Raw genomic sequence first — 17,761 nt, forward strand, 5'->3', positions numbered from 1 at the left:
ATTATGAATAATGGTCAAAGCTATATAAAAAAATAGCTTTGACCACTAATCTTACTTATTAAAATGCTCAATAATCAATGAAGCAAGTTCAACACCTATACGTTCCTGCGCTTCATTTGTAGCAGCTCCAATATGAGGGGTTAAAGAGATTTTAGCATGTTGTAAAATAGAAGCCCTTGGTGTAGGTTCGTCATCAAACACATCTAAACCAGCGAAAGATACTTTACCACTGTCTAAAGCAGCAACTAATGCCTCCTCGTCAATGGTACCGCCTCTTGAGCAGTTCACCACACCAACACCTTGTTTCATTTTAGCAAACTCTTCTGCACCTAAAATAGGTTTATCTGCGAATGGAGTATGTAAACTAATGAAATCACTGTTTGCAATTACCTCATCCAATGATACTGTTTTGAAAGGGATCTCAACAGAAACACCACCCTGGAAAGTCAATGGCAAAGTACCTTCAGCAGGGTAAAGGTCATAAGCCAATACGTTCATACCTAACCTAAGAGCAACCTTAGCAGTTTCACGGCCAATACGACCGAAACCGATGATCCCCATGGTTTTACCTTGAAGCTCAACACCACCAGCATATGCTTTTTTCAAAGCATTGAATTTAGTAGCTCCTTCAACAGGCATTTTTCTGTTTGAATCCTGTAAGAAACGAATACCGGTAAACAAATGTGCAAATACCAGTTCAGCAACAGATAACGAAGAAGCTGCAGGTGTATTTACCACTGCAACACCCTTACTGCGGGCATATTCAACATCAATGTTATCCATACCTACACCGCCTCTGCCAATCAGTTTAATGTTAGGTACCTGATCAATCAATTCTTTACGTAATTTGGTGGCACTTCTAACTGTAATACCATCATAGTTTTTTAAAGCTTCAACCAATTGATCCTGAGGAACAGTTTCAGTATCAACAACAAAACCCGCTTTTTCTAATAACGCTTTACCGATAGGATCTATCCCATCGTTTGCAAGTATCTTAATCATTAATTTTTATTTTAATTGGTGTGTTTTTCAGCAAAATTCTGCATTAATTCAACTAGTGCATGAACACTTGTAATTGGAAGCGCGTTGTATATAGAGGCTCTAAAACCACCAACACTTCTATGTCCTTTAATACCTTCAATTCCATTTTCTTCAGCATATTTCAAGAATGGTTTTTCAAGCTCTGGGTTTTCCATTACAAAACAAACATTCATTCTAGAGCGATCTTCAACAGCACAAGTTCCTTTAAACAAAGGGTTTCTGTCAATCTCAGTATATAAAGCTCTGGCTTTTGCTATATTTTCTTTTTCAATTTCAGCAACGCCTCCTTTAGATTTTAACCATCTTAAGTTAAGCATCGCTACATATATAGAAAATACCGGAGGAGTGTTATACATAGAACCACCATCGATATGCACTTTATAGTCAAGCATAGAAGGTACCTTTCTGCCTGATTTACCTAAAATCTCATCTTTAACAATTACTACTGTTAAACCAGCCGGACCGATATTTTTTTGAGCTCCTGCATAGATCAAATCATATTGGGAAACATCAATAACCCTGCTCATGATATCCGAAGACATATCGCAAACTACAGGGATACTGGTTTTAGGTACGCTGAACATTTCTGTTCCGTAAATAGTATTGTTAGAAGTGAAGTGGAAATAAGCACTGTCTTCTGGAATACTATAATCTTTAGGAATAAAGGTAAAGTTTGATTCTTTTGAAGAAGCAACAATGTTTGCTTTACCAAAAGTAGATACTTCTTTAATAGCCTTGTTTGCCCAAACGCCTGTTTCCAGATAACTGGCAGTTTTTCCTTCAGGTAATAAGTTCATTGGAACCATTGCAAACTGCAAACTAGCACCGCCTTGTAAAAATAAAACAGAATATCCGGAAGGTACATTTAATAATTCCTTAACTAATTTTTCTGTTTCTGCTACCACACCTTCAAATTCAGATGTGCGATGAGAGATCTCCAGAATGGATAAACCATCCTTAAAATCTAGAACTGCTTGTGCTGCTTGCTTAAATACTTCCTGAGGTAAAATACAGGGGCCTGCGCCGAAATTGTGTCTCATTTTTATAGTGATTTTTAATGCTTGTAAATGTAACAGTTTTATATTATTTATTATTTCGAATTCTTGAACTTTATAATCAATTTCAAATTTAGTTGCCTGCCAGTTAAATAATTAGGAATAGCATATTGTACGTTATCTACATCCTTAAGCCATAAATATGAAACCGTATTGTTAATATTTAACAAATTAAATACCTCTAAATGAGCAGAAAACGAACTAAAATATTTATCCAGTAACCTCGGTTTTTTTAGTCCGGCATCGTCTAAAAAATCTTTAGAAAATCCAATATCCACACGCTTATAAGCAGGGATATTAAAATTATCAGAATAACGACGTGTAAGAGGTGCTCCTACCGGCAATTTAGAACCATACATCATATTTAAATGTACTTTATAGGTAGGGCTGTTCAGCAATCTATCCTGAAAATAAACTGAGAAATTAATTCTCTGATCTGTTGGCCTTTTTAAATAACCCCGCTCATCATTGAAGATATTCTGATTAGCCTTCATTAAAGACATTCTGAAATAAGACACCAGATCCTTTACAAACTCACCGCCAATGCTCAGGTCTGCTCCATAGATATAGCCTTTTGCCAACTCTCCGGCAAGATACTTTACCCTTACATTATCCATCATATAAGGAATAAGCCTGTCCTGATATTTAAAATAAAGCTCAGAAGTAAACTTTAGACGTGTTCCCAGACCATCAAATGCATAGTCCAAACCTGCCGATGTATTGTATGACCTTTGTGCCTGCTGATTTAAATTAAGAATTCCATTAAAATCCCTGATGCTCCTGTAGTCGGGAGCCTGCTGATATACTCCGGCAGTAAATCTGAAAATTTTATTATTGCTCGATGGCCTGTAAGCCAAAAGCAACCTGGGGCTAAGGAGAAATTGCTTACTTAAAGTATTATAATTACCCCTTACACCAAGCTGAAGGGTTGAGTTGACTGACAAGGTGTAACTATCCTGAATATAAGCGCTGTAGTATTGAATTGCCAGGTCATTTCTAACATTAATAAGGTTGTCCTGATAGAAATTATTTAACCCTCCCTGTTGTATATATCCTGCCGAATCTATAAGACTATATTCATTTAAATTATCGTTATATTTCTTGCGCTCAAACCTTAAGCCCAATGAAAAGGTATGGTTTTCATAATCCTGATCTACCTTTACCTCCGAACTGAGGTTTTCTGACTCCAGGTTATTGCGGGCATAATTGATATACTTCCCTACACCTTTGTTGATCCTAACAGCGCCAAAGTTTCCATCTGCAAAGGTATTGTTAACCTCATCAAACACATATCTCCCCTCTATGCCTATTCTTTCTCTTTCAAGGGTATTAAAATAACTGTTTATCCACTTTATAACCAGATTCGATTTAGGGTAAAAGGCAAAGGTTATGGCCCCTCCTGCTGTCTGATAATCATCAATTTCCTTTCCGCTGTAGTCTGTTTGCAAGCGCATCACAGTACTTAATGTTCCAAATTGGGTTTCTCTGCTTTCGGGTATTAATTTAAAGATCCCACTATTAAAACTCCCTAAAAAGTCAACACTCATTTTAGACGAAATATTATGATGATAAATCAATTGCGCATCGGTAAAATTAGGCGCATAGCTCCCTTTATTATCTTGTCTGTTTAATATACTTGTATTATTCTTATACCTCAATCCGGCAAGCAGATAGCTGTTTTTGTTTAAAATCTTAGAACTAAAACCGGCTCCCAGCATACCAAGGTTCAATACGGCCTCACTACTATCCGGCCGATCATATTTCACATCCAGTACTGATGATAATTTATCACCATATCTGGATTCAAAGCCACCTGTAGAGAACTTGGCAGAGCTTAACAAATCACTGTTAATAAAACTCAAACCCTCCTGCTGTCCATTTCTGATCAGCACAGGCCGGCTAATTTCAACATCATTTACATATACCAGGTTTTCATCAAAATTACCTCCCCTAACGCTATACTGAGCGCTCAATTCATTATTAGTAGATACCCCCGGTAATGTTTTAAGAACCACTTCAAAATTACCCGAAACTGAGGGTATAGAAGCAATATCTGCAATATTAATAGTGGTGCTGTTACGAAGCTGATTTTGTTTTGTGGTAATGGTAACCTGCTCCAGTTCGTTTATATTCCGTGTTAATGAAACATTTTGAATAATCCTGCCGGCCTTACCATATTTAAACTCAACCAAAACAGATTTATAACCTAACAGACTGTATTTCAATGTAAAAGAGGTGGTGCTTGAATAAATATTATAGCTCCCCTTGTCATCAGATGCGGTCGACTGGTTTTGTCCAACAACGCTAATGGTTACCATAGACAATGGGCTCTTCAGATCATCTGTAATTAGTCCTGACACTTTTACAAGAGGTTGTGCATTTACATACGTAAAACCAAATAGTAAAACTGAGAGCAGCAGGCAGAGTCTATACATTTATGTTACAAAGCTGTGAGCTTATGATGATTTCAATTGTGCATCAAGTTGTTTTAATTCAGAGATCATGACCGATGGAGAAGGAGCAGCAAAAATGGCATTTCCTGCGACAAAAACGCTTGCACCCGCCTGAATCAGATCGGCCAGGTTCTTTATCCCTACCCCGCCATCAACTTCTATGAGCAGATCAGGATTAACAACTGAGGCCATAGCTTTTAACTCCCTTAGTTTATTTAGCGTATTAGGAATAAACTTTTGGCCACCAAAACCCGGATTCACTGACATAACAAGCACCAGATCCAGGTCTGCCAAAACATCTTTAAGTAAGCCCACAGGAGTATGAGGGTTAATTGCAACACCCGCCTTGCAACCAGTGGCATGAATTGCCTGAATCGTTCTATGCAAGTGTGTACAAGCTTCGTAATGCACCGTTATTACTGATGCGCCTGCAGCTGCAAAACGCTCAATATACTGATCAGGATTAACAATCATAAGGTGAACATCCAAAGGCTTTGTAGCATATCTTTTTATTGCTTCCATTACTGGAAAACCAAAAGATATATTTGGTACAAACACACCATCCATCACATCTACATGAAACCAGTCTGCCTCACTCGAATTAACCATTTCAATATCACGTTGAAGGTTAGCAAAATCAGCGGAAAGTAAAGAGGGAGCAATAAGGTGTTTCATGAGAAAGGTGTTTTTAATTTATAGCTGGTTCACAATTGTAAATATAAAGAAATAACCCATCTTATACCAAAAAACCCCGCGATTTGCAGGGTTTTGAGTATATAAGAAACTGACAAACCGAAGGATTTACCCTCGGCTGACAGACCTACCTTTGGATTAAGCCGGCTTATTTTCAGCGGGAGCAGCTTCTGCTTTTGGTGGACGAGGCAATAAAGCTTTTCTAGAAAGTTTCATTTTACCTTGTTTATCAACATCCAAAAGTTTCACTTCAACTTTATCACCTTCTTTAAACACACCGTCCATTGTTTCTAAACGAGTCCAGTCAATTTCAGAAATGTGAAGTAAACCATCTTTACCTGGCATAATCTCTACAAATGCACCAAATGGCATAATGGATTTTACTTTACCACTGTAAGTTGCACCTATTTCCGGTTTAGCAGCTATTGCATTGATACGGGTAACAGCAGCATCAATTGCAGCTTTGTTATCAGCAAAGATTTCAACGATACCTTTGTTTCCAACCTCTTCGATAGAGATAGAAGCGCCAGTTTCACGTTGCATTTCCTGAATAATTTTACCGCCTGGTCCTATTACAGCACCAATAAATTCTTTATCAATACTTAAAGAAACAATACGTGGAGCATGGTCTTTATAATCTTCACGAGGTGCAGAAATTGTTTTCTTCATCTCATTTAAGATATGCAAACGAGCCTCTTTAGCCTGAATTAAAGCATTTGTTAACACTTCCCATTTCAAGCCATTGATTTTTAAGTCCATTTGACACGCAACAATACCTTTTTCAGTACCGGTTACTTTAAAGTCCATATCACCTAAATGATCTTCATCACCTAAAATATCAGAAAGGATTGCATATTTACCAGTTTTCTCATCAGTAATTAAACCCATTGCAATACCCGATACCGGAGCTTTGATTTTAATACCGGCATCCATAAGTGCTAATGTACCAGCACAAACAGTTGCCATTGACGAAGAACCATTAGATTCTAAGATATCAGAAACGATACGGATGGTATAAGGATTTTCTTCCAATCCAGGCAATACTTTCTTTAAAGAACGCATAGCCAGGTTACCATGACCAATTTCACGACGACCAGCACCTCTGTTTGGACGAACCTCTCCAGTTGAGAAGCCAGGGAAATTATAGTGCAATAGGAATTTGTTGTATCCATTGATGAACGCACCATCAATCATTTGCTCATCATCTTTAGATCCTAAAGTAACGGTAGTTAATGATTGTGTTTCACCACGTGTAAATACTGCAGAACCGTGAGCTGAAGGCAAGTAACCTATTTCACTCCAGATTGGGCGTACTGTACGTACGTCACGACCGTCTAAACGAATTCCTTCATCTAAAACCAGGTTACGGATAGCATCATATTGTACATCGTGGAAATATTTTTTAGCAAGGAAACCGGTTACATCATCAATATCTTCTCCCAATGTAGCTATGAAGTCCATTAAGATCGTACCAAATGCATCACCACGCTCACCTTTGCTAGTGTTGCTTTTAGCTACAGCATAAACTTTATCATAAGTAGCAGCATAAACCTGCTCTTTTAATTCAGGGTTACTGTCTTCATGAGAATACTCACGTTTTACAGTTTTGCCTACAAGTTCAGCAAGTTCTTTTTGAGCCTGAACCTGAATAACGATTGCTTTATGAGCAAATTCAATGGCCTCAACCATTTCAGTTTCAGAAATTTCATCACACTCACCCTCAACCATTACGATATCTTTTTCAGTTCCTGCAACAAGGAATTCCAATGATGCACGCTCTAAATCGCTCACGTAAGGGTTAATTACCAGTTTGCCATCAATTTTAGCTACACGTACTTCAGAGATTGGTCCGTTAAACGGAATATCTGAAACCGCAATAGCAGCCGAAGCAGCTAAACCAGCTAAACAGTCTGGCATTATATTTTTATCAGAAGAGATCAATGAGATCATTACCTGAGTATCAGAGTGATAATCTTCAGGGAACATCGGGCGCAAAGCGCGATCTACTAAACGTGAAATTAAAACTTCATAATCAGATAATCTTGCCTCGCGACGAAGAAAACCTCCAGGGATACGGCCTGCGGCAGCGTATTTCTCCTGATAATCAACAGACAAAGGTAAAAAATCAACACCAGCCTTAGCGCCTACTGTAGAAACTACAGTTGCCAAAAGCATGGTATCGCCCATTTTAACTACCACCGAACCATCAGCTTGTTTAGCTAATTTTCCTGTTTCAATTTCGATTGTTCTTCCATCGCCCAAGTCGAACGATTTTTTTATTACATTCATTTAAAAATTGTTGTGGTGTGTTTTCCTCTTTTCACACACCGGATTTATATATATAATTTTCTTTGCAAGTTAAGATAATAATATCAAGAAATTAAAAAAGCCATCCCTAAAGAATGGCTTTTCTTGATATAAGTAGTTCTATTTGATGATATCCCTTAGACCTAAAGTCTTGATGATAGCACGATAGCGCTCAATATCTTTTTTAAATAGATATGCCAAAATACCACGGCGTTTACCTACTAATTTTTGTAGTGATAACTGAGTAGAATAATCTTTACGATTTTTCTTTAAGTGCTCAGTTAAATGTGCAATGCGGTATGTAAATAACGCTACCTGACCTTCAGCAGAACCTGTGTTAGTTTCTACTTCACCATGCTGTTTAAAGATTTCAGCTTTCTTTTCTTTACTTAAATACATTCTTGAATGATACTAAAGTTTAAATGATTAATTAATTGGGTGCAAAGATAGTGTAAGTTTTAAAGATTAACAAGCATGCGTAAAATTTTGGCTCGACGAGAAAATTGGCCATTACTAAACCTTATTTTTGTGGCTGTTACGACTTATTTATGGAAAAAAACCAATACAGTATATTTGAAAGTGAGCTAAAAGTACGTCCTGATGATATCGATATGTTTAACCATGTTCATAATAGCAAATACTTTGACTATGTGCTTGCTGCCCGTTATGATCAAATGGCTGAATTTTATAAAATGCCAATGGAATCTTTTTTAAATAGTGGCTTTGGCTGGGTGGTACGTACCGCACTTGTTGACTTTAAACGTCCGCTTATTTTGGGCGATATAATTGCTATCCGCACCGGAATTTTAACAATCAATGAAAAAGGTTGCCGTGTACAGTTCGAAATTGAAAATAAAAGAACAGGTAAAATTGCTTCTGATGGCTGGTTTGATTATGTGATGATTGACACCACCACCGGAAAGGGCTGTAAAGTAAATGAAGAAATGATAAAGGCATACAGCATTTAATACTTGACTTATAAACATTTAATGTAAATCCATATTCAATAAATAATCCGACCATAATAAGTCCGCCTTTTTTCTGTAAAAATGTGGACTTAACGTGGACTCATAATAATTCAGCACAAAAAAATATAGAATTGTAATTGTAAATTATATATATTTGTTTTCTAACTCAACCGCATTACGATGAAAGTATTTGCAGTCCGTTTGAGGTCCTAAAGACCAAGGGCTCCACCTATTCGACAAAATACTGACACAGCTTTTCTAGCTGGTCGCGGTTTATTTATTACTTTTTCCCTTACCCCATGTTAGAACAAAAAACAGCTTCATTAGGCAAGCTATCTCAAATTTTTACACTTATAAAACAGGCCCTTAAAGGCGAAGATCTCGATTTTACCCACGGTAGCATTCGTAAAGCTGTTATTTTACTGGCCATTCCTATGATGCTGGAAATGGCTATGGAATCTGTTTTTGCATTGGTAGACCTTTACTTTGTAGGACATTTACACAACAGCAGTCATGCAATACAAACAGTAGGGCTCACAGAATCTGTACTGACCGTTATCTACTCACTTGCCATTGGAATGAGCATGGCTGCAACGGCTGTGGTAGCCAGAAGGATTGGTGAGAAAGATCCGGTTGCTGCCTCAAAAGCTGGAATGCAGGCAATAATAATTGCAGTTGCGTTTAACCTGATCATTAGCATTGCGGGACTTATTTACGCAACCGACATTTTATTATTAATGGGTGCATCGGCCGAAACTGCAGCGCAAGGCACAACATTTATGCGCATTATGATGGGCGGCAGTATTATTATTGTTTTGTTATTCCTTATTAACGGGATATTCAGAGGTGCTGGTAATGCGGCTATAGCCATGAAAAGTTTATGGATTGCCAATATTGCCAATATCATTCTATGCCCTGTTTTAATTAATGGTTTTGGCCCAATCCCCGCATTTGGATTAACAGGTGCAGCAATGGCTACAAGTATCGGGCGCGGCATTGGTGTGTGCTATCAGGTTTATCACCTTGTAAGTGGCAAAAGCCTTTTAAAAATAAAGTTATCCTATTTCAGGCCTCATTTTGAACAGATAAAAGCTTTATTAAAAATTGCTACTCCTGGTATTTTCCAATTTGTTATTGCATCGTGCAGCTGGATATTTTTGGCGCAGCTTGTAGCCACAACAGGTGGAGATCATGGATCAGCAGGTTATCAAACTGCGTTAAGGCTTATGATGTTCTTTATGCTTCCGGCATGGGGAATGAGCAATGCTGCAGCTACGCTGGTTGGCCAGAATCTGGGCGCAAAACATATTGACCGGGCAGAGCAATCTGTAATGAAAACTGCAAAATATGTGGTGATTTATATGCTATTTGTTATGGTGTTAACCTTTGGCGTTGGACGCTATTTTATATCATTTTTCAGCAATGATGCTTTAATACAGGAGGTTGCGAAAAATGCGCTTCAGATTATGAGTCTTGGATATATCTTTTATGGTATTGGCATGGTTCTGATTAGCACCTTTAACGGTGCCGGAGATACCTGGACGCCTACATGGGTTAATCTTTTTGGCTTCTGGCTGTTCCAGATTCCTTTGGGTTACTTCCTTGCTAAATATTTAGAAATGGGCCCTACAGGCGTATTTATTGCCATTCCGGTTGCCGAAACAGGTATTGCAATAGCAGGTTATATTCTATTCAAAATAGGAAAATGGAAGACTATAAAAGTCTAACTGCGTTATAAATCTAACGGCAGCACAAGCCGTCATCACTCCTATCGTCAAGATGACGGCTTGTGCTATGAAAATGTTGAACCTTATGCCTGGTGTTTCAAATCCGGAACATACCCCAGGCCAGGTGTAAGCCAGTGCAATAAAAACACTCTTGAATAGCGGTAATTAAACGGAGCAAACAGAAATACACCAACCATAATAATTGCAACATATATCCAAAGGTTCTCGTAAGTAAGATCTACGCCCAGTATATAAGCTGCTACCGCGATGGTAATCATTTCAGCAACATTCATAGCATAACTAATGAACATTGCTACATAAAAAAAGCCAGGTTCCCTTTCAAAACGAAGGTTACAAACGGGACAATATTCATTAGTTGTCTGGCCCTTAAAAGCATAAAGCTTACCAGAAAATATTGGGCCTTTTCTACATCTTGGACATTTACACTCCACAACTGCCTGTATTTTTGATATTGGTTTCATAACTTTAATATTATGACACAAAAATACGACAGATAAAACAGTTAATTTATGATCCAGATCATACTTAAATTCTAATGATTTTACCCCTAAGCAGTTTCAATTCCTTCTGATCTGAAAGTTTTTTGATGATACGGATTACCGTTTCCACTCGTAGCCCGCTCATGTCTGCAAGTTGCTGCCGGGTTACCTTTAGCTCCTGACTATGTTCTACATCTTTAAACAGGTAAGCAATAAGCGTTCTTATTCTGTGTTCTGCATGTTCATTTGCCAGTTCTTCGAGCATCATTGACTTATAAAACAAACGATGGCTCAGGGTCTGAATAAGCTTCATACTAAAATCAGGATGTTCCTTTAGCATTTTAAGAAAGTCCTCTCCTTTTACGACTATAATTTCTGAATCCTGAGTGGCAATTGTGTAGGCCAGATAGGATTTATTAACTAATAATGCAGGTTCTCCGAAATATTCATTGGCTTTAAAGATGCCTTGTATAAATTCTTTGCCATCATCATTTACGGTTACCATTCTCACCTTGCCACTCTTTATAAAATATACTGCCCTGGGATAAGCTCCAGGCTCATAAATTACATCTCCCTTTTTATAAAGAGATGGTTTAAAATTATTATCCAGCAAATATTTAATTGTCATGATGAAAATGCATTTTCATTTTAAATGCTACCCTATCGTTTCCTTAATGAGCTTAGTATAAAAATCATTTAACTTCATTCCCATTGCTGCAACTTGTTGAGGAATAAAGCTGGTTGAAGTTTGTCCGGGAATGGTATTTATCTCAATGAAGTAAAAATCACCTTCATCTTCTGTAAGTATAAAATCTATACGTACTACCCCCCTGCAATTCAACTTCACATAAACAGCTTCTGCTATTTTTGCCACTCTGTCTCTTGTTGCCGGTTTAACCGCTGCAGGGGTTGTTTCTGTGGCTACTCCAGGAGTATATTTAGCTTCAAAATCAAAAAACTCTTTTGCCGTTTCTACCTCTGTAATAGGCAACACCTTTATTTTGCCATCAAGTTTTACTACACCAACGGTAAACTCTCTGCCTGATATAAACTCTTCTATCAAAATTTGGTTATCCTCATGAAAAGCTTTCTCAAGAGCTGCTTCCAAATCATTGCCATGGCTAACCTTACTCATGCCGATGCTACTGCCGCCGTTATTTGGTTTAACAAAGTATGGTAATTTAAGGTCTTTTTTTAGTTGAATTAAATCGTAAGGTACATTCTTAAAGATCTGAGCAGATTTAGCAACATTCAATTGATCTATATTTTGTACAACGGCCTTTGTATAACCTTTGTTCATGGTAATGGCCGATGTAAGCGCATCACATGTTGTATACGGAATATTAAGCATATCAAAATACCCTTGTAGCTTGCCATCTTCGCCCGGGGAGCCGTGTATAGCTATAAATACCCCTTCGAACATTATTTTTCTTCCTTTTATGGTAAGAGAAAAATCGTTACGGTCAACCTCTATTTTCACAGAATCTGCAGGCTCATAAAACCAGCCTTGCTGGGTAAGCATAATTTTATAAACATCGAATTTACTGGTATCTAAATTCTGTGCTATTGTTGCGGCACTTTTAACGGAGACTACCCATTCGCCAGTGGTACCTCCGGTTAGCAATGCTATTGTTTTCTTCATCTGTATAATTTTTTAAATTCTAATATATCTATTATATGTATACGCGTTATGAGTTATAATGTATACATAACTTACTATCGTTGGTCAACAACTGTCCGAGCGATCTAACTAAGCAAAGTGATCAGGTCAGCTAAGGCACAAATATAAATTAGTTGGTGCAGATGTCATTTTAATTCCAATAAAATATTATTTTAATCTAAATTTGGACGCTATACCTTCAGAAGAGAAAAACGCATGGGCAAATTCATATCTTATTTAAAAACAAATTCATTTAGGAACAATCTTATTGCTGCTATAATTACTGTTGCAGTAATCTTATTTACCGCATTCTTTAGTTTAAGGTATTACACCAAACATGGCCAGGGTTTAAATGTACCATCAGTTAAAGGACTATCATTTACACAAGCGGTTAGTAAGCTTGAACAGTTGGGTTTACGTTATGAGGTCGATTCTGTTTATATTATGGATACCCCTCCGGGAACAGTAATAGATCAGGATCCAAACCCTAATACTTTTGTAAAAGACAACAGAACAATTTACCTGACTGTGAGCATGAATAAGGCTCCAAATGTTAAATTTCCGGATGTCGTATATAAATCATTAAGACAAGCCCAGGCAATAATTGAAAGTTTTGGTCTGAAACTTGGGGACACTACTTATAAACCGGATGTGAGCAGAGATGTTGTTTTAGAAGTTTCTTTTGGAAATCAGCCCATTAAAGTTGGGGAAATGGTACCGAAAGGGTCAAGAATTGACTTTTTATTGGGCGACGGAAAAGGAAATGAAGAAGTAGACATTCCAACTCTTATCGGCTTAACTAAAGATGAGGCATTGTTTGCATTGAGAAATGGCGCGATGTTAAACCTTGGAACAGTTACATATGAGGGGGTTGTGACGGATTCTGCCAATGCTGTAATCATAAAACAGGACCCACTTGCAACAGATTCGGTAACTAAAGTAAAAATTGGAACACCGGTAAACATTACATTATCTAATAAAAATTAATCACACTATCATTTATATATGTCAAACGAAGAAAATAAAACAGGTCTTAAAAAGAATACCAAAATAATATTAGGCTTACTATTGCTTGTTTTAATTGCCGGGGGCTTTTATGGACTTAAATTATATAAAGTATACTTTGCACCAAATGTTACGGGCAACGAAAAATACCTGTATATAAGAACAGGTTACAATATCGACGACCTGTATAAAGAGATTAAACTAAAAGATATGCTAACCGATATAGGTTCTTTTAGTGAAGCTTCCGGAAAAATGCAGCTTGCACGTTCTTTAAAACCAGGGCGCTATAAACTGGCAAAAGGTATGAATAACCGCAGCATTATTAATATGCTGAAGTCGGGCAATCAGGATCCTGTAAAACTTAAGTTTCAAAACTTAAGGCAAAAAGAAAACTTTGCCGGCTATCTCTCAAGAAACCTTGAACCAGATTCTTTAACTTTTATAAATCTGCTCGACTCTGCGTCTTTGCTCGAAAAGTATGGTTTTAATAAAGATAACAGCTATGTGATGTTCATTCCTAACACTTACGAAATGTATTGGAATGTTACTGCTTCGGAGTTCTTTGACAGAATGCATGCTGAATATGATAAATTCTGGAATGCTGATCGCAAACAAAAAGCAGCATCGTTAAACCTAACTCCTATTCAGGTTTCTATATTAGCTTCCATCGTTGATGCCGAAGCTTTATACGACAAAGAAATGCCTATTATTGCAGGTCTGTATTTAAACCGCTTAAATAAAGGTATATTGCTTCAGGCAGATCCAACCGTTATTTTTGCCAATAACGACTTTACAGTTAAACGTGTTACCAATTCGCTTTTAAGTATACAATCAAAATACAATACTTATAAATATGCCGGTTTACCTCCAGGGCCCATCATGATGCCTAGTATTAATGCTATTGACGCTGTATTAAACCGTGATAATAACAATTATATTTACATGTGTGCCAAGGAAGATTTTTCCGGCTATCATAACTTTGCGGTAACAGTTCAGGAGCACGAAAGGAACGCTAAAAAATATAGAGATGCCTTAAACCAACGCAATATTTTTAAATAATGTATACTCATACTACCAAAATAAGGGTTAGATACGGCGAAACGGACCAAATGGGATATGTTTATTACGGAAATTATGCTGAGTACTACGAAGTTGCGCGTGTAGAGATGCTAAGAAGTTTGGGCATGGATTATGTCGGAATGGAAAGTGCGGGTGTAATGATGCCTGTTTTAGAGCTTAACTGTAAATATATAAAGCCAGCTTTATATGATCAGGAAATCACAATTAAAACTACGATCCACGACCTTCCGGGTGTGAGGATCCATTTTAAATATGAATTATCTAATCCGGCTGGTGAACTTATTAACATTGGAACAACTACGCTGGTGTTTGTGGATATGGCAAAAAACAAACCTTGCTCTCCTCCAGAAAATTTTATGGAGAAGTTAAGGGTATTTTTTAATTAAATTTGATAGATGGAGTGGGTTCATAAGCAACTTTTAAAAATCAGGCTTTATTCTATGTTTATTAGCTGGACAAAAGTTTGTGTTTTACCTGGTTTTAGTCCGCTACCAATTTATACTGTTGCCACATTCTTTTTTAAAGAGATTGGCAAAGACTCTCTAGTGAATAAGGCTTCTTCACTGGCATATAATTTTATGCTGGCCATTTTCCCTGCCATCATCTTCTTATTTACACTGATCCCCTTTATACCCAAGAAAATCGGTTTTCAAGATCAACTAATGAACCTGATTATTTTGGTTTTGCCAGAAGATGCTTATAAAGCTTTTAGCACTACGCTTGATGAAATTGTACATAAGCAGAACAGTGGTTTGCTGTCGTTCGGATTTATTTTATCGTTATTTTTTGCAACTAATGGGGTGCATAATCTAATGATGGCTTTTAATAAATCATCGTTGATCATTGAAACACGTAGCTGGGTAAAACAACGCTTAATTGCCGTTTTACTAACCCTTGTGATTGCTTTTTCTGTAATTACTTGTATTATAGCAATGGCAATTGGTGAAATTGCATTAAACCGTATTGAAACCACACTTAACATTAAGGCGAGTTTTACAACATTTGCTATCCAGCTTACCAGATGGGCACTGTTAGGAATATTGTATTTTGTAACAATTTCTATCCTTTACAGATACGGACCGGCTCATGCCAAGAAATGGAAATTTTTCAGTGCCGGTTCGTGGCTGGCTACTATACTCGCCTTTATCTCTGTTTGGGGCTTCTCTTTTTACATTAATAACTTCAGTTCATACAATAAAGTTTATGGTTCTATCGGTACACTTATCGTTATTATGATCTGGCTTTATTTAAATTCTCTGATACTTTTGGTAGGATTTGAGCTAAATGCAAGCGTAGATCTGTCGAAAAGGAGTGTAAAAATCATCAGACCTAACTTCAATTTATTCAAAAAAGCGGCTCCAATAGAGGATAAACTAGGGAAAAGATAAATTTTTCTCACTCATTTTTAGCACGTTATCACTTTTAACCAGAATTATCTAAATCTGAATTTGCAAAATCAAGTCGTATTTGTACTTTTGTCGCGGAGAGTTGGCAGAGTGGTCGATTGCGGCAGTCTTGAAAACTGTTGACTTGTCAAAGGGTCCGCGGGTTCGAATCCCCCACTCTCCGCCAAAAAGGTGTCAAAACCAACAAAAAGCCTGCAAATCGTATGATTAGCAGGCTTTTTGCTTTTTAGGACAAACCAAAATATGCATAAATTCTCAACTCATAAGTGAGTGATTCGGGATCAATTCCAAAACTTGTGGAGCAGAGGTTAAAAATATAGCTTTGCATTTTTATACCATTTTATATTTATGTCATCAGCTGCTGCATCGTTGCTCAGATTATTTCTGCCAGATTTTATACTAGAGAATTTTGAATTCAAAGGGGTTATTGAGGATAGTGAAACCTTCCATATTGAACTTGAAGAACTGAATACCCCGCCTTCGGAATGGGATGGTATTAAAGTTTTGTCCAAAGGCTTTTTCCCTCAGATTGTGATTCAGGATTTCCCTATCCGCGGGCATAAAGTATTTTACCATATCCGAAGACGCAGATGGCTTAATACAGAGACTTCGAAGGTGGTTTATCGAAATTGGACTTTAGTAGAAAAAGGAACGCGAATGACAGGAGATTTCGCGGCTTTTTTAAAAGAAATCAATCGATACAGCCCCCAGTAGCGTTGATACGATCAGTTCATTCTATGGTGTAAAGACTAAAAACCTACTTCGGCAATATCGTGACTACCTTAGTGATTTTAAGAGCTGGGACCAGAAATTACATGCAAAACAATGGCTGTTATATCCAGAAAACCTCGGTGAACGGCTTTCTATAGACGAAACCAGCCTGTCCCATGGCGAACTTTACACGATCCTTACCAACAAATCAGCAAAAGGTCGCAAAGGAGCCATTGTTGCCATTGTAGCAGGCACCAAAGCGGAAACCGTCATTTCAGTACTGAAAAAGATTTCAGAAAGAGCAAGAAAAAAAGTAACTGAAGTTACCCTGGATATGGCAGGTAATATGGAGTTGATCTGCAAACGTTGTTTTCCCCAGGCAACCAGAGTTACAGATCGTTTTCATGTACAGAAACTGGCTACTGAGGCCTTGCAGGAAATGCGGATCAAGCACAGGTGGGAAGCTATCGATGCAGAAAATGAAGCCATAGAGCGCTCAAAAAAGACCGGCACTCCATTTCAACCAGAAGTCCTGTACAACGGGGATACGATCAAACAATTGCTGGCCCGTAGCAGGTATGTGCTGTACAAAAAGCCGTCTGATTGGACAAATAGCCAAAAAGATCGTGCAGAACTTTTATTCGAGAGGTTCCCAAATCTTAAAACAGCTTATGGGCTCAGTTTTGGCCTGAGTCAGATCTTTGAAAACACAACCGACAAAATCTTCGCTCAGCGCATATGGGCCACAAAGTAGGGCTCTGCCCAACTTCCGCTTGCTCCTTTGACACGTCCTGAAATGCGTTTACGATTGTAAACTAAAAAGCGGACAAGACCAACTGTCAACCTATAGGCGGATGAGACCGTCAGCCAAATCTCTAATTTGCCATAATTCCAGATACTTCAGATTAGGAAGATTCTTTAAGGCATCAAAGTTTTTGATACCACCGAGTTTAATCTCGACCGACCAAAGTTTCTTAAGGTCACTTAAAACGTCCAGGTTTGGGATAGATCAAGCTTGTTTTTTTCAAACCAAGTCTCCTTGGGCTTTGTCAATTGCTATTATCGTCATATGAAAATCATTCATAGTCTGTCTACTATTTTTTTGTGTCGCACGGTCTCATGCGCCTATAGATTGACCGTTGTAAAAAAAAAATC

At 37.6% G+C, this 17,761-nt stretch carries 17 protein-coding genes and 1 tRNA gene; 9 read left to right on the forward strand and 9 right to left on the reverse strand.

The genetic code is table 11. The features are described from left to right. Window positions 1-51 precede the first annotated feature (51 nt). From HQN86_RS23765 to rpsO, 6 genes are all read right to left on the reverse strand, one after another. The gene (locus tag HQN86_RS23765) at window positions 52-1,002 is read right to left on the reverse strand and encodes a D-2-hydroxyacid dehydrogenase (RefSeq protein WP_172663343.1); all 951 of its coding nucleotides are present in this window, start codon (window positions 1,000-1,002) and stop codon (window positions 52-54) included. Window positions 1,003-1,013: 11 nt separating this feature from the next. Further along, a complete protein-coding gene (serC, locus tag HQN86_RS23770; RefSeq protein ID WP_172663344.1) occupies window positions 1,014-2,081 on the reverse strand; it encodes a 3-phosphoserine/phosphohydroxythreonine transaminase in 1,068 nt (355 codons plus the stop codon). Between the two features lie 50 nt (window positions 2,082-2,131). Continuing rightward, the gene (locus tag HQN86_RS23775) at window positions 2,132-4,531 is read right to left on the reverse strand and encodes a TonB-dependent receptor (protein ID WP_172663345.1); all 2,400 of its coding nucleotides are present in this window, start codon (window positions 4,529-4,531) and stop codon (window positions 2,132-2,134) included. 21 nt (window positions 4,532-4,552) lie between these two features. Beyond that, window positions 4,553-5,224, reverse strand: coding sequence for a ribulose-phosphate 3-epimerase (gene rpe / locus HQN86_RS23780; protein ID WP_172663346.1), 672 nt, complete (start codon window positions 5,222-5,224; stop codon window positions 4,553-4,555). Between the two features lie 156 nt (window positions 5,225-5,380). Next, window positions 5,381-7,531, reverse strand: a complete 2,151-nt coding sequence (gene pnp / locus HQN86_RS23785; RefSeq protein ID WP_172663347.1) for a polyribonucleotide nucleotidyltransferase — start codon at window positions 7,529-7,531, stop codon at window positions 5,381-5,383. A gap of 138 nt (window positions 7,532-7,669) precedes the next feature. Then, window positions 7,670-7,948: a 30S ribosomal protein S15 gene (rpsO, locus tag HQN86_RS23790; protein ID WP_099438653.1), complete on the reverse strand. Its 279-nt coding sequence runs from the start codon at window positions 7,946-7,948 to the stop codon at window positions 7,670-7,672. 149 nt (window positions 7,949-8,097) lie between these two features. Here rpsO and HQN86_RS23795 point away from each other — a divergent pair, with 149 nt between their 5' ends. Continuing rightward, window positions 8,098-8,517, forward strand: coding sequence for an acyl-CoA thioesterase (locus HQN86_RS23795; protein ID WP_172663348.1), 420 nt, complete (start codon window positions 8,098-8,100; stop codon window positions 8,515-8,517). A 299-nt stretch (window positions 8,518-8,816) separates the two neighbouring features. Beyond that, window positions 8,817-10,244 carry an MATE family efflux transporter gene (locus tag HQN86_RS23800; protein ID WP_172663349.1) on the forward strand — a complete coding sequence of 476 codons (1,428 nt, stop codon included), beginning with the start codon at window positions 8,817-8,819 and terminating at the stop codon, window positions 10,242-10,244. Between the two features lie 83 nt (window positions 10,245-10,327). Here the strand turns inward: HQN86_RS23800 and HQN86_RS23805 are convergent, their stop codons facing one another. The 3 genes from HQN86_RS23805 to HQN86_RS23815 all read right to left on the reverse strand — a co-directional run bounded on the left by HQN86_RS23805 (window position 10,328) and on the right by HQN86_RS23815 (window position 12,386). Beyond that, a complete protein-coding gene (locus tag HQN86_RS23805; protein WP_172663350.1) occupies window positions 10,328-10,726 on the reverse strand; it encodes a DUF983 domain-containing protein in 399 nt (132 codons plus the stop codon). 64 nt (window positions 10,727-10,790) lie between these two features. Beyond that, entirely contained in the window at window positions 10,791-11,372 is a 582-nt protein-coding gene (locus HQN86_RS23810; RefSeq protein WP_172663351.1) for a Crp/Fnr family transcriptional regulator, read from the reverse strand. Between the two features lie 27 nt (window positions 11,373-11,399). After that, entirely contained in the window at window positions 11,400-12,386 is a 987-nt protein-coding gene (locus HQN86_RS23815; RefSeq protein ID WP_172663352.1) for a D-alanine--D-alanine ligase, read from the reverse strand. Between the two features lie 234 nt (window positions 12,387-12,620). On the opposite strand from HQN86_RS23815, the gene HQN86_RS23820 reads away from it, so the two are divergent. The 7 genes from HQN86_RS23820 (at window position 12,621) to HQN86_RS23850 (ending at window position 17,360) form a co-directional block, all read left to right on the forward strand. Continuing rightward, complete coding sequence (locus HQN86_RS23820; RefSeq protein WP_172663353.1) at window positions 12,621-13,391, forward strand: PASTA domain-containing protein; 771 nt, start codon at window positions 12,621-12,623, stop codon at window positions 13,389-13,391. An 18-nt stretch (window positions 13,392-13,409) separates the two neighbouring features. Next, on the forward strand, window positions 13,410-14,468 hold the full coding sequence (mltG, locus tag HQN86_RS23825; RefSeq protein ID WP_172663354.1) for an endolytic transglycosylase MltG: 1,059 nt from the start codon (window positions 13,410-13,412) through the stop codon (window positions 14,466-14,468). Next, a complete protein-coding gene (locus HQN86_RS23830; protein WP_172663355.1) occupies window positions 14,468-14,875 on the forward strand; it encodes an acyl-CoA thioesterase in 408 nt (135 codons plus the stop codon). Before mltG ends, HQN86_RS23830 begins: the two co-directional genes overlap by 1 nt. A gap of 9 nt (window positions 14,876-14,884) precedes the next feature. Beyond that, window positions 14,885-15,877: a YihY/virulence factor BrkB family protein gene (locus tag HQN86_RS23835; RefSeq protein ID WP_172663356.1), complete on the forward strand. Its 993-nt coding sequence runs from the start codon at window positions 14,885-14,887 to the stop codon at window positions 15,875-15,877. Window positions 15,878-15,971: 94 nt separating this feature from the next. Further along, window positions 15,972-16,061: transfer RNA gene (locus HQN86_RS23840), tRNA-Ser, on the forward strand. Between the two features lie 182 nt (window positions 16,062-16,243). Further along, window positions 16,244-16,609, forward strand: coding sequence for an ISAon1 family transposase N-terminal region protein (locus tag HQN86_RS23845; protein WP_172663357.1), 366 nt, complete (start codon window positions 16,244-16,246; stop codon window positions 16,607-16,609). A gap of 10 nt (window positions 16,610-16,619) precedes the next feature. Further along, a complete protein-coding gene (locus HQN86_RS23850) occupies window positions 16,620-17,360 on the forward strand; it encodes an ISAon1 family transposase (RefSeq protein ID WP_449580849.1) in 741 nt (246 codons plus the stop codon). Window positions 17,361-17,761 lie beyond the last annotated feature (401 nt).

It is taken from the genome of Pedobacter panaciterrae (assembly GCF_013204795.1).
Classification (GTDB): Bacteria; Bacteroidota; Bacteroidia; order Sphingobacteriales; family Sphingobacteriaceae; genus Pedobacter; species Pedobacter panaciterrae.

Coding starts and splice junctions, on each gene's coding strand:
- serC (WP_172663344.1), bottom strand. CDS start 2,081: ATGAGACACAATTTCGGCGCAGGCCCCTGTATTTTACCTCAGGAAGTA.
- HQN86_RS23765 (WP_172663343.1), bottom strand. CDS start 1,002: ATGATTAAGATACTTGCAAACGATGGGATAGATCCTATCGGTAAAGCG.
- mltG (WP_172663354.1), top strand. CDS start 13,410: ATGTCAAACGAAGAAAATAAAACAGGTCTTAAAAAGAATACCAAAATA.
- HQN86_RS23845 (WP_172663357.1), top strand. CDS start 16,244: ATGTCATCAGCTGCTGCATCGTTGCTCAGATTATTTCTGCCAGATTTT.
- HQN86_RS23835 (WP_172663356.1), top strand. CDS start 14,885: ATGGAGTGGGTTCATAAGCAACTTTTAAAAATCAGGCTTTATTCTATG.
- HQN86_RS23795 (WP_172663348.1), top strand. CDS start 8,098: ATGGAAAAAAACCAATACAGTATATTTGAAAGTGAGCTAAAAGTACGT.
- HQN86_RS23800 (WP_172663349.1), top strand. CDS start 8,817: ATGTTAGAACAAAAAACAGCTTCATTAGGCAAGCTATCTCAAATTTTT.
- HQN86_RS23775 (WP_172663345.1), bottom strand. CDS start 4,531: ATGTATAGACTCTGCCTGCTGCTCTCAGTTTTACTATTTGGTTTTACG.
- rpe (WP_172663346.1), bottom strand. CDS start 5,224: ATGAAACACCTTATTGCTCCCTCTTTACTTTCCGCTGATTTTGCTAAC.
- HQN86_RS23805 (WP_172663350.1), bottom strand. CDS start 10,726: ATGAAACCAATATCAAAAATACAGGCAGTTGTGGAGTGTAAATGTCCA.
- rpsO (WP_099438653.1), bottom strand. CDS start 7,948: ATGTATTTAAGTAAAGAAAAGAAAGCTGAAATCTTTAAACAGCATGGT.
- HQN86_RS23820 (WP_172663353.1), top strand. CDS start 12,621: ATGGGCAAATTCATATCTTATTTAAAAACAAATTCATTTAGGAACAAT.
- HQN86_RS23810 (WP_172663351.1), bottom strand. CDS start 11,372: ATGACAATTAAATATTTGCTGGATAATAATTTTAAACCATCTCTTTAT.
- HQN86_RS23830 (WP_172663355.1), top strand. CDS start 14,468: ATGTATACTCATACTACCAAAATAAGGGTTAGATACGGCGAAACGGAC.
- HQN86_RS23815 (WP_172663352.1), bottom strand. CDS start 12,386: ATGAAGAAAACAATAGCATTGCTAACCGGAGGTACCACTGGCGAATGG.
- pnp (WP_172663347.1), bottom strand. CDS start 7,531: ATGAATGTAATAAAAAAATCGTTCGACTTGGGCGATGGAAGAACAATC.